This is a genomic window from Fulvivirga sp. M361 (assembly GCF_007097395.1).
GTDB lineage: Bacteria > Bacteroidota > Bacteroidia > Cytophagales > Cyclobacteriaceae > Fulvivirga.
Genome location: NZ_VKDC01000052.1, coordinates 1 through 12,707, shown reverse-complemented (window position 1 = coordinate 12,707; position 12,707 = coordinate 1). Strand labels below are relative to the sequence as shown.

The following is a 12,707-nucleotide window of genomic DNA, read 5'->3' as shown; positions in this document are numbered from 1 at the left end:
CCCCCTTAAGTAGAAGCTACATATCTCACTAATAGTCTTTTGGCCACCGGAACTAACGTAGCTACATAAGGAAAGTGCAGTTTTGAATGGATGATGAAGGTTGCCGGGTTTGGGAGGTCTTTGAATTTTCTGGCCATCCCAACTTTTAACGACTCATAGCTTTCTCCTAACACTTTGGTAGTATTTTCTATGAAAGAAACGTGAATACCTCGATAGCTTTCAGCCGATTGCTGAATTAAGGTAAGTTGGTAGCGATAAATACTGGTATCTGAACTGGCAGCAGTATTTATAAATAGATATCCTTCATCAACATAAAGAGGTAACAATCCTACCGGTGACAGCTCACAGTTACTTTCTACAAACTCATAGATCTCCTTACCCTGATCAAGTGAATTCTTAAACATAGGAATGGCGTATTCTATGATGTCACTTAACTGGTCCATCATTTCATCGTCCTTTACCATTTCTTTATAAACAATTTCCAGTTTCTTCAAATTCACCCCGGTGATTTGAGAGGGAAAATTACTGGATAATAACTCCTTATTATTTTTAACCGCTAACAGGTTCTTATAATGAAAGACCAGATCAGCCATGCTTGGATAAAGCTTATTCTTATTGAAGGATTGCTCAACATTTTTGAGGTAAGATAATAAAATGTATTTCTTATACTCAAAATCTATTAATCCATCTGTTAACCAACTGTCCTTTAACGTCTTCATAAGCAATCCTTTTCTTCCAGAATATAAGAAATTATGACAGATTAAGCAACCCTGACAAAGTGCCATAGCTGTTTAAATGAAAAATTGTCATGCTTGACAGGTGGTAAAACGGATGAATTGAATGCCTGGAATGATATAACGGTAATAATGTCCTGGTCAAGGGCTTAATTTCAGTTTTGGCATAAAAGCTGTTAGAGATCGCTGTATATTACAGAAACAACTTTCACTTTTTAAAAAAGAATAGTAAAATGTCTAAAGTAAAAATCCAACCTCTTGCAGACAGAGTTCTAGTAGAATCTGCCGCTGCTGAAGAAAAAACAGCTTCTGGTATCATTATACCTGACACTGCTAAAGAAAAGCCTCAAAAAGGCAAAGTAATAGCTGTAGGCGCTGGTAAAAAAGACGAGCCTTTAACAGTAAAAGAAGGTGATGATGTATTGTATGGAAAATACGCCGGTACTGAGATAACTGTTGACGGTAAAGAGTATCTCATCATGAGAGAGTCTGATATCTTTGCAATTGTTTAATGACATTCGTTAAAATTTAATATCTAACTAAACAATAAACTGAAATATAATGGCTAAAGAAATATTATTTGATACATCTGCCAGAGACCAATTGAAAAAAGGTGTAGACGCATTGGCTGATGCTGTGAAAGTAACATTAGGCCCTAAAGGTAGAAATGTAATTCTTGATAAGAAATTCGGCGCTCCTACCGTTACAAAAGATGGTGTATCTGTAGCAAAAGATATAGAGCTTGAAAACGCCGTAGAAAATATGGGAGCTCAACTCGTAAAAGAAGTTGCTTCTAAAACAGCCGATGATGCTGGTGATGGTACTACTACTGCCACTGTTTTAGCACAATCTATTTTTGCACACGGTATCAAAAACGTAGCAGCCGGCGCTAATCCCATGGATCTTAAAAGAGGTATTGATAAAGCAGTGACAGCTGTTGTAGAAAACCTTAACAAGCAATCTAAAAAGATCAAGGAATCAAGCGAAATCGAGCAGGTAGGTACTATCTCTGCAAATAACGATGGAGAAATTGGTACTATGATCGCTAATGCCATGGATAAAGTTGGTAAAGATGGCGTAATTACGGTAGAAGAAGCTAAAGGAACGGAAACTGAAGTGAAAACTGTTGAAGGTATGCAGTTTGATCGCGGATATCTTTCTCCTTACTTCGTTACTAACGCAGACAAAATGGAGGCTGAGCTAGAAAATCCTTACATTTTGATCTACGATAAGAAGATCTCTGCTATGAAGGAACTACTTCCTATCCTTGAAGCTTCTGCTCAAACCGGAAAACCTTTATTGATTATCGCTGAAGATGTGGACGGCGAAGCTCTGGCTACACTTGTTGTAAACAAGATCAGAGGCGCCTTGAAAATTGCCGCTGTTAAAGCCCCTGGTTTTGGAGACAGAAGAAAAGCTATGTTAGAAGATATAGCAATTCTTACAGGTGGCACGGTAATTTCTGAAGAAAGAGGTTACAAGCTAGAAAGCGCTACACTTGAGTACCTTGGTACTGCTGAAAAGGTAAACATTGACAAAGACAATACTACCATTGTTAACGGCGCCGGCAAGAAAAATGACATCACGGCTCGTGTAAATCAAATCAAAGCTCAGGTTGAAAGCACTACGTCTGACTATGATAAAGAAAAACTTCAGGAAAGACTGGCGAAATTGTCAGGAGGTGTAGCTATACTTTATATAGGTGCTGCCACTGAAGTAGAAATGAAAGAGAAAAAAGACAGGGTAGATGATGCGCTTCACGCTACAAGAGCTGCTGTTCAGGAAGGTGTAGTTTCCGGTGGTGGTGTAGCTTTGATAAGGGCTATCGAGGTACTTGACAAAGTAGAAACTGATAACGAAGATCAGGCTACAGGCGTGAATATCGTAAGATTTGCACTAGAGTCTCCGCTAAGAACTATTGTAGAAAACGCCGGAATGGAAGGTTCTGTAGTAGTACAAAAGGTAAAAGAAGGTAAAAAAGACTTCGGGTACAACGCGAGAGATAACAAATATGAAAACATGATAGCAGCTGGTGTAATCGATCCAACTAAGGTGACAAGACTTGCACTGGAAAATGCTTCCTCAATCGCTGGTTTATTATTAACTACAGAAGCCGTAGTTGCCGATCTACCAGAAGAAGAGAAAATGCCACCTATGCCTGCTGGCGGTGGAATGCCTGGAATGATGTAATCATCATTTCGAACATTACAAAAAGGCCTTATCAATGGATAAGGCCTTTTTCATTTTATATTAACAAGTAAAGAAGTACCTGTTAGCTATTCATTTTTCATCACCACCAGTTCTATAGGTACCTTAATGATCTTTTTAAAGTCCTCCCCGGATTCCAGCATATCCTCATCATCTTCTTCATAATGCCAGAGTACACTTACATCAGAGCTCTGATTAAGTAACTCCAGTTTCCTGAACACTTCTACAAGACATTTAGATGAACTGGTATTAAAATATTCAAGATTCACAGTGAGGGTAGTACTTGGCGCCGGGTTCTTAATATAACTTTCAAGCCACTCTATCAACGGCCTGTAAAACTCGATAGAATTCTCAGGTATCGACCGGCCTGAGATTTCAAAGTCACCGGAATTTTTGTTAAAATACAATTTAGGGGTTTTAGGAGAAGGCATATGGGTATAATTTTCCATGTCAATTGATAAGATTGAGTTTATTCGGCTACCACAATTTTAAGTGTAAAAAACGCAATATCCTCATTAATATCTTCGTATTGATGTAATACTACTTCATCTGATCTTTTCGCTACATCTATAAAGCCAAGCCCCGCCCCGCCTGTCTTCGTGACAGAACCATAATCGAGAATACTTCGATATAATTGCCTTAACTGTTCATTCGTTAAGGCATTAATAATCTTGATCCGGGATTCAATACTAGGATAATGCCTTTTCATTATGAAGTTACCTACGTATACATAATAGCTTTCATCATCTCGATTAACACAAACCAGGGCATCTCTAAATTCATCAATACCATCCTGCTCAATGTAAGCACTTAAGTTTTGTAAGCTTTCGAGCAAAATACTGAATATTCTCTTTTTTGCTACCCTGGAATCCACGTGCCCATCCAATGTAGTTTCTACCTCATTTATGAGGCTATCAATATTTTCTGAAGACAACAACCCTACATATCCAAAGATATGACGCTCTTGCTCTTTTGATAATGAACAGAATAAATGATCGATATTGAATATGTTTGGATACATATTGGTTTTTCAATATGAAATATAGCGAAAATAATAAGTAATAAAAGATTAAATAAAAAAATTACCTTACAACATAAGTGTAACGATCAAAAGCTTCCTCTATTTGAAATATAGGGTAATAATATTAGGTTTGTGCTCTTGCTTGAATTCAAACTCATATGACCTATATTATAGTTACTTCTTTATACCTCTTGGTACTTATAGGAATTATCATTTATAAAAGCCGCTCTGTTAAAACAGAAGAAGATTTTGTTGTGGCAGGCAGAGGTGTACCGGTATATTTACTGGTAGGCACATTAGTCTGTACCTGGATAGGTTCCGGGAGTCTTTTTGGGACTGCAGGTCTCACTTTTCGAACAGGCTTCTCAGAACTATGGTTTTCTGCCGGAGCCTGGATAGGGATTATCTTTGTTTACTTCATAGCAGCTCGCGTCCGTAAAATTGCTAAATACACCTTAACTGACTTACTAGAGACCCGATATAATAATACAGCAAGGCTTTTAGGTACCATAACTATTATTGTCGCTTACCTTGTTATAGCAGGTTACCAGTTTAAAGGGGGTGGACGCTTTATCAATATTTTGACTGAGGGGGCCGTAAGCGCCGAAACAGGCATGTTACTTTCTTGCATTGTTATTATAGCTTTTACTGCCCTGGCAGGCATGGTATCTATCATCTCCATAGATATTTTTAATGGTGTGATCATGACACTGGCTATGATCTTTACATTACCATTAGCAATTTCTTCTCATGGCGGTTGGAGCCAAGTAATCGACACTATCAATGAAAAAAGCCCGGAATACCTTTCACTTTTCGAAGGACATGATGCGACCTGGGTCCTGGGTATCATTCTACCGACCTTCTTACTGTTGATGAGCGAGAGCAGTATGTATCAAAAATTCTCATCTGCTAAAGATGCCAAATCAGCAAAAAAAGCGGTCGTAGGTATGCTGATTGGCGTTGTGGTGATAGAATTTCTAATGTGCACTATAGCAGTCGTAGGATACGCAATTTATGCTGAAGACGCCCGGTTCTTCCTTGCCGATGGATCGGTCAACCGGGGAATGGCTGAAGAAATTATTTTAAGAATAGGTTTTGAGCAAATACCCGCTTATGCCGGCTCATTGTTATTTGCGGCGGGTATGGCTATCATTTTATCCACCGGCAATACTTTCCTTATGGTAACCTCCACTAACGTAACACGTGACCTGATTGCCAAGTACATCTATAAAAAAGGGGAATCTTTTAACACGGTTAAAATACAACGTGTTACCGTGGTTGTACTCGGTTTAATCGCCTACTTATTGGTAACGCAGTTCGAAACAATACTGGAAATGGCATTTATCTCTTATACAATGATAGGAGCTTCACTTGCCCCGGTATTATTAGCTTCCTTTTTCTGGAAAAGGGTAACACCAACCGGAGGGCTTGCATCCATCATAAGCGGAATGTCCGTCCCTGTAATCAACAAAGTGATGGAAGTATCCGGAACATCTTTCAGTTTATTTGGTGTTTCTTTTCCTGTAGATACGGACTACATAGCTATACCATCACTGGTATTGTCCCTTGCTGCACTAGTCATAGGAAGCCTCCTCACACCACATTCTCCTGAAGAAAAATGGAAGCCATTCTTTCCTGATTCAGAGAAATCAGATTGATGTGAGAGTAAGGCTTGTCAAGACATTTAGGATCAGTCGTCCTTTTTATATGCTTTAGTGGCAATCTGGTAAAGGAAGATACATATCACCAGTATTACGGCCAACCCAGGTTCACTACCAAAAGTCTGATCAACCACAGTCATAAAGTCGTCGGACTTGGTAATTACAATAGGTACCGCTAAACCAATACCAATTAGCGCTTCTCCGGTAATCAATCCAGAAGCAAAAAGCAGACCTGTACGTTCACTACGTTGTAAGGCCGTTTGGTGCTCTCCTACATTTTGGCATTTATTTTTCTGTTGATAACGAGCCACCAACCAGGCTATTATTCCTCCGAGCATAATCGCACTATCCAGCTCAAAAGGCAGGTACAATCCAACAGCTACCGCTAAAACCGGAGTTCTCCATAAAGAATTTCTGGCTTCCTGAATCTTATCAATAATAATGATAAGAACGCCCAGCCCCATACCAATGTATACCATTTTCCAGGGCAGGCCTCCTCCAAATACGCCTACCGCCACGCTTTGCATAAGTGTTGCCTGTGGTGCTTGTAGTGAATTAGGTTTTTCCGGTGTGGGCGGGCCAAAACCATAGGCCTCGTTCAATAATTCAAGTATCAGGGGCATTGCAAACGCAGCTGCCACTACTCCTACCATTTGCATGATCTGTTGTTTCTGTGGAGTCGCCCCCAATAGGTGACCTGCTTTAAGGTCCTGCATATTATCTCCGGCAATAGCTGCTGCACAGGCCACTACCGAACCTATCAGGATAGCCGCTGCCGGGCCTTTTTCAGAGCCACTACCCAGTAATGCCAGTAAAATAAGAGAAGAGGTGAGTATAGTAGCAATGGTAACTCCTGAAATGGGGTTATTTGAACTACCTACCAATCCTGCCATATAGCCGGCCACGGAAGCAAATAAAAAGCCTGCAATGATCATAATGATAGACATCAGGCCTGAAATAGGAATATTTTCGATTTCACGTAAATAAATAATAAATATTGGGACGATCATCACTCCAATACCCATGATCACCCACTGCATTGGCGTATCTTTTTCCGTCCTTAATGGCTCATCAGTATTTCCTTTGTTTTTCAATGCCTTCATCCCGGCGGACAGTGCAGAGCCTATAGCACCTTTGAGGCTGATCAGTGCCCAAAGTCCCCCAACTACCATCGCTCCAACACCAAGGTACCTGATCTGAGAGCTCCAGGTAGCCCCTCCGAGTGAAGCCGCATCAAGGCCATCAGGATTGCCATGAATAGCCAAGTAGATCGGTATAGCTATCCACCAACTTATGACACCACCGGCAAAAACCAGTGTAGCAATGCGAAGGCCTACAATATAACCTACTGACATCAACGCAGGGCTTAAATTCATTCCGAAATACAAGTAAGTTTTCTCGGCTGCAAAAGAGGCTTTTTCAAAAACAGCATCCCATATTTTCATCCCGGATTCCGAAAGCTTGACAAATGCCCCCGTCAAACCGCCAAGTGCCAGAAACTTTATAGCCTTACCACCTTCTTCCCCACTCTTTAACACCTCAGACGTAGCTACGCCTTCCGGAAATTTCAATTTCTGTTTTACGATCAGGGCTGATCGCAGTGGGATTGTAAAAAGAACCCCGAGCACACCTCCTGCCAGAGCAATTAATGCCGTTTCCAAGTAGCTAAACTCTGTCCAGTAACCGATAAGTACCAAAGCAGGAAAAGTGAAGATAACCCCCGCTGCCAGCGACTCCCCCGCCGAAGCAGCCGTTTGCACAATGTTGTTCTCCAAAATATTACTTTTTTTGAAAAGCTTTAACAGAGCCATTGATATTACAGCCGCTGGTATGGAGGCAGAAACAGTAAGTCCGGCAAACAGTCCAAGGTAAGCATTTGCAGCTGCCAGTGCTGCTGACAAAATGGCCCCTAATATAAAGGCCTTGATGGTAGTTTCCGGAAGTTTTTTTCCCGCCTCAATATAGGGTTTTTCTTCTTTATTCATGTGGTTGATGTTGGATAAACGTTGAAAGTACTGGATCATTCCGATCCAACCAAATATTTAAGAACAAACCCATAAATACTGTGTTATACAATTTATTACCCACAAATGTGCAAACGATTGAAATTACGTTTTTCCTTATTGTTGAACTGTTTTATTTACTAGTTTTACCCTCTTATCTTAATCACAAACTAACATCTATTAAATGCAAGAAATAGGACTAAAGTCAAGCGCAAAAGGCCTGGAAGCGTATGGCATTACGAACGCAAAAACTGTTTACTGGAACCAAACCCCCGGACAGCTGGTAGAGATGGCATTGTCTAACGGTGAAGGGCATTTGGCCGATAACGGAGGACTATGCTGCGACACAGGGAAATTTACTGGAAGGTCTCCAAAAGATCGCTTTGTTGTAGAAGATGCTAACACAAAAGACACAGTCTGGTGGGGAGATATCAATATTCCGATCACTGAAGATAAGTTTGACCAAATTTTGGACAAAATGGTCAAAAATCTGGAAGGAAAAGACTTATATGTTCGTGATGCTTACGCCGGAGCGGATAAGACTTATCGCCTCAACTTACGTGTGATCAATACCAAGGCCTGGCATAATTTATTTTGCTACAACATGTTCCTACGTCCCGATACTTATAAGCTGGGGAAATTTGACCCTAACTTCACTATCATCTGTGATCCTGATTTTGAGGCAGATCCCGAACAAGACGGCACCCGGCAAAATAATTTCGCCATTATCAACTTCACCAAAAGAATGATCTTAATAGGGGGTACAGGATATGCCGGTGAAATGAAAAAAGGTATTTTCGGAGTACTTAATTATATGTTACCAGTGGAGCACGGCATATTACCAATGCACTGCTCTGCTAACATTGGCTATGATGATCATGATACCGCTATCTTCTTCGGATTATCGGGAACAGGTAAAACAACGTTGTCAGCAGATCCGGATCGTGGCCTCATCGGTGACGATGAACATGGCTGGACAGATAAAAATGTATTCAACTTTGAAGGTGGTTGCTATGCTAAAGTCATCGACCTCACCCGGGAAAAAGAACCCGAAATATACGATGCCATCAAATTTGGTGCTATCGTAGAAAATACACGTTTCAAGGAAGGCACCCGAACCATTAATTTCGAAAACACCTCTGTTACTGAAAACACGCGTACAGCTTACCCAATATATCATATTAACAATGCTGTGAGTCCATCTGTAGGAGGTATCCCCAGAAACATTTTCTTTTTAACCTGTGATGCCTATGGAGTACTCCCTCCTATTTCAAGGTTGAATAAGAGCCTCGCTATGTATCATTTCATTTCCGGCTATACGGCCAAAGTTGCAGGTACTGAAGCAGGGGTAACCGAACCCCAAACCGTTTTCAGCGCTTGTTTCGGAGCACCGTTTTTACCTCTGCACCCAACAAAATATGCTGAAATGTTAGGGGAAAAAATGGAAAAATATGAGGCTAACGTATGGCTTGTTAATACCGGGTGGACAGGCGGCCCCTACGGTAAAGGATCGAGAATGAAGCTACCATATACCCGGGCGATGATCACAGCGGCGCTCAAAGGCACACTTAAAAATGTGGGATATAGAAAGCATTCTATTTTTCATGTAGAAATCCCTGCTACATGCCCTGGAGTACCTTCTGAGGTATTGAGTCCACGCGAGACCTGGAAAGATGATGAAGGTTATTATAAACAGGCGAATATCCTGGCCAACGAATTCAATAAAAACTTTGAAAAGTTTAGTGACTACGCCAATGAAGAAATCCTGGCTGCATCACCTCAAAATAGCCTAAAGTATAAATTATAACCAGGCTTTTGCTAAAGAATGGCCTTAAAATATATTAAGTCCATTCTTTAGCTCTTTCGGGCTTACCTCATTACCATCTGGTATTTTCTTTAGTTTTCGGATTTGGCAAGTATGATCAAGCCAAATAAAGATGGCACTCTTCGCCGTTCGCTACCCCTATAAATTCAGAGAACTACTTGGAAAAATCAGGAAGACACCCATATTTTTCAATCCTTTTCTCACGTAAAGAGCATATCACTTCAGTATTAATGCCTAGATAAAAACAAGGGAAATTGCCTATGTTTTTTTATTAACACAATGACTTATTTTGACCTAATAAACAATTAAGAGTCATGATGTTATTTAAGATCCTACAAATAGGTGTTAAGCCGAATACTCCTGATGAATTAAAGAAAACCGTGAGTTTGACAAATGCCATGGCACTACTTATCTCTTTCGGAGTAGCCTTACCTTTTTATATCTTATCATTATTGCATTTTAAGGAAATCGCTTTTTTGCCCCTGGTGGGTACTATTATTTGCCTTGGCACCATCGGAATTAATGGTTTAGGATTATATAATGTAAGTCGTCTAATCCTGGGGCTGGCACCTTTTACACTTACCACCATATTCGGGGCCTATTTGACTCCTACAGGAGAGCGCCCAATAGCCACGATATTTTCGTTGGAAATAGCCTTTACCGTAGTACCTTTTATCATATTCAGGATCAAAGAGAGGCCTCAACTCATTTTTTCTACGTTAATAATTTTGGTATCATCCGTTTTTTTCACCAAAGAGATTAGTGACTTTTTTGATAAAGACCTTGACCTGACCGTACTCACCGATGGTTATATGTTTAACTTATCTATCATGACGGCCTTGTTAATTTCATGCGGGAGCATTTTTTTCCTCTCGTGGAATAATGAAATTGCTAAAAAGGAACAAAAGGAACTGGTTAAAATGATGGATGTTCAAAACGAAGAACTTAAGCAGTCAGAAGAAACACTTAAAAGTAATCTCAAGCAGGTACATGAAAACCAGGAAGCTGAAAAACAACGTAATTGGGCCACAGAAGGGATGGCACGGTTTGGCAATTTGCTTCGAAAAAATCAAAACAGCGAGGAAATGTTTGATGAAATGGTATCCGGAATTACCCGATACCTGGAAGCCAATCAAAGCGCTTTATTCTTAGTAAATCGCAATGACGAAGATAACATTACCATCGACCTGAAATCATGTTATGCCTACAATAGAAAGAAGTTTCTCGAAAAATCTCTTCAGCCCGGACAAGGGCTGGTCGGCCAGGCTTATTATGAAAAGGACATCATATACATGACAAACGTTCCTGATAGCTATTTGCAGATCACATCCGGACTGGGAGAATCTATGCCTAAGTCTGTCCTTATTGTGCCACTCATGGTGAATGAAGTCGTGGAAGGTTTTTTTGAGATTGCTTCTTTTGAAGAATTTGAATCTCATAAAGTTGAGTTTCTACAAAACCTTGGAGAAAGCATTGCCTCGTTTATCAATATCAATCGCATCAATACCAAAACTAAGTTACTTCTGGAAGAAACGCAGCAGCAGGCGGAAGAAATGCGTTCACAGGAAGAGGAAATGCGTCAAAATATGGAAGAGCTTCAAGCCACTCAGGAAGAAATGCATCGAAAAGAAACGGAATATGTGGAACGTATTAAGCAGTTGGAAAGTGAGTTGGCAGCTTTGAAAGGAGACGAATCATCACGCGCAGCTTAAGTTAAAACTTAAAAATAAAAGGCTCTTTGCTGGAATTAGCAAAGAGCCTTTCTTTATTGTAGCCCGTAGGGGAATCGAACCCCTGTTACCAGGATGAAAACCTGGCGTCCTAACCCCTAGACGAACGGGCCATTTATTTAACGAGGTGCAAATATATTAGGTCAGCTCAATTTCGCAAAACACGATGCAAAAAAAATCTATTTTTTTTTCAATTCATTAGAAATACACTATTCTGAGAGTTTAAAACGATTGATATTCATGATGAACATCGCCATCTGTAAAATGGCATAATAAAAATGATCAAAATCGTCCGTAATTAGTGATTTTTTAGGCATTTCATTAATTGGTTTTAGGATGGGGGTATTGTATTTTTGCGCCCGAAATATAACAGTAACTCTTAAATCCATTATAATGACTAAAGTTGCAATTAACGGTTTTGGACGAATAGGTCGACTAGCTTTCAAAGTATTACTCGAAAAAAGTAATGTAGAAGTAGTAGCGATCAACGATTTGACGGACAATGCGACGCTCGCACATTTGCTTAAATATGATTCTATTCATGGCAGGTTCAATGGCACGGTAGAAGCCACAGACGAACACCTTATCGTAAATGGAAAAAAGATTCTGGCTCTGGCAGAAAAAGACCCGGCACAACTACCCTGGGCAGCTAACGGTGTAGACATTGTTTTGGAATCAACGGGAAGATTCGTAGACCAGGCGGGCGCTTCCAAGCATATCGAAGCAGGTGCTAAAAAAGTGGTAATATCCGCTCCTGCCAAAGGGGATATCCCTACCGTAGTACTTGGAGTGAACGACGAAATATTGACAGGCAGCGAAACTATTATGTCTAATGCCTCATGTACTACCAACTGTCTGGCTCCTGTAGCAAAAGTACTTCAAGATAACTTCGGCATTGAGAAGGGGTATATCACCACGATCCATGCGTATACCGCTGATCAAAACTTACAAGACGCTCCTCACAAGGATCTAAGAAGGGCCCGGGCTGCAGCGCTTAATATGGTACCTACCACTACCGGTGCTGCAAAAGCAGTAGGTCTGGTGTTACCTGAACTTAAAGGCAAGCTTGACGGTAACGCCGTAAGAGTACCCACTCCTACCGGCTCTTTAACTGATCTTACCTGTATTTTAAATAAGGAAGTGACGGCGGAAGAAATAAATGCTGCTATGAAGGCAGCCGCCGAAGGTCCTATGAAAGGTGTTTTGAAATATACTGAAGATCCTATTGTATCTTCAGATATAATAGGCGATCCACATTCTTCTATTTTTGATGCAAAAATCACTTCTGTCAATGGAAACCTCGCTAAGGTTGTTTCCTGGTATGATAATGAAGCAGGTTACTCTAATCGAGTAGCTGACCTTATTGCCAAACTGTAAATCCAGTCCTGGCATTTTAATATAATGAGGGTGTCTCAAAAGTCACCTTCTTTTTATGGTAAAGAAAGTAAAGGCCGATAGCGAGAAGCTGTCGGCCTTTTTGATGACTAAGGGTTAACTTAGTGTTGTGTGTACTACTTCAAATCTA

The 12,707-nt window shown here is 40.4% G+C and carries 10 protein-coding genes and 1 tRNA gene; 6 read left to right on the top strand and 5 right to left on the bottom strand.

What is annotated here, in order from left to right:
• Window positions 1-5 precede the first annotated feature (5 nt).
• A complete protein-coding gene (locus tag FNH22_RS29680; protein ID WP_143402162.1) occupies window positions 6-719 on the bottom strand; it encodes a hypothetical protein in 714 nt (237 codons plus the stop codon).
• 248 nt (window positions 720-967) lie between these two features.
• Here FNH22_RS29680 and groES point away from each other — a divergent pair, with 248 nt between their 5' ends.
• A complete protein-coding gene (gene groES, locus FNH22_RS29675; protein WP_143402161.1) occupies window positions 968-1,246 on the top strand; it encodes a co-chaperone GroES in 279 nt (92 codons plus the stop codon).
• Window positions 1,247-1,295: 49 nt separating this feature from the next.
• Entirely contained in the window at window positions 1,296-2,924 is a 1,629-nt protein-coding gene (gene groL, locus FNH22_RS29670; RefSeq protein ID WP_143402160.1) for a chaperonin GroEL, read from the top strand.
• Between the two features lie 86 nt (window positions 2,925-3,010).
• Here groL and FNH22_RS29665 read toward each other — a convergent pair whose 3' ends face one another.
• Both FNH22_RS29665 and FNH22_RS29660 read right to left on the bottom strand, forming a co-directional pair.
• A complete protein-coding gene (locus FNH22_RS29665) occupies window positions 3,011-3,391 on the bottom strand; it encodes a DUF1987 domain-containing protein (RefSeq protein WP_143402159.1) in 381 nt (126 codons plus the stop codon).
• A gap of 20 nt (window positions 3,392-3,411) precedes the next feature.
• A complete protein-coding gene (locus FNH22_RS29660; protein WP_143402158.1) occupies window positions 3,412-3,963 on the bottom strand; it encodes a SiaB family protein kinase in 552 nt (183 codons plus the stop codon).
• 158 nt (window positions 3,964-4,121) lie between these two features.
• On the opposite strand from FNH22_RS29660, the gene FNH22_RS29655 reads away from it, so the two are divergent.
• The gene (locus FNH22_RS29655) at window positions 4,122-5,621 is read left to right on the top strand and encodes a sodium:solute symporter (protein ID WP_143402157.1); all 1,500 of its coding nucleotides are present in this window, start codon (window positions 4,122-4,124) and stop codon (window positions 5,619-5,621) included.
• Window positions 5,622-5,653: 32 nt separating this feature from the next.
• On the opposite strand, the gene FNH22_RS29650 is transcribed toward FNH22_RS29655, so the two are convergent.
• Window positions 5,654-7,609 (bottom strand): OPT family oligopeptide transporter, encoded by a 1,956-nt coding sequence (locus FNH22_RS29650; protein ID WP_143402156.1) that lies wholly within the window; start codon window positions 7,607-7,609, stop codon window positions 5,654-5,656.
• Window positions 7,610-7,811: 202 nt separating this feature from the next.
• Here FNH22_RS29650 and pckA point away from each other — a divergent pair, with 202 nt between their 5' ends.
• Both pckA and FNH22_RS29640 read left to right on the top strand, forming a co-directional pair.
• On the top strand, window positions 7,812-9,434 hold the full coding sequence (pckA, locus tag FNH22_RS29645; protein WP_143402155.1) for a phosphoenolpyruvate carboxykinase (ATP): 1,623 nt from the start codon (window positions 7,812-7,814) through the stop codon (window positions 9,432-9,434).
• A 332-nt stretch (window positions 9,435-9,766) separates the two neighbouring features.
• A complete protein-coding gene (locus FNH22_RS29640; protein WP_143402154.1) occupies window positions 9,767-11,164 on the top strand; it encodes a GAF domain-containing protein in 1,398 nt (465 codons plus the stop codon).
• A 59-nt stretch (window positions 11,165-11,223) separates the two neighbouring features.
• Here FNH22_RS29640 and FNH22_RS29635 read toward each other — a convergent pair.
• Window positions 11,224-11,295: transfer RNA gene (locus tag FNH22_RS29635), tRNA-Glu, on the bottom strand.
• Between the two features lie 280 nt (window positions 11,296-11,575).
• Here FNH22_RS29635 and gap point away from each other — a divergent pair.
• Window positions 11,576-12,559 carry a type I glyceraldehyde-3-phosphate dehydrogenase gene (gap, locus tag FNH22_RS29630; protein ID WP_370513206.1) on the top strand — a complete coding sequence of 328 codons (984 nt, stop codon included), beginning with the start codon at window positions 11,576-11,578 and terminating at the stop codon, window positions 12,557-12,559.
• Window positions 12,560-12,707: the final 148 nt, after the last annotated feature.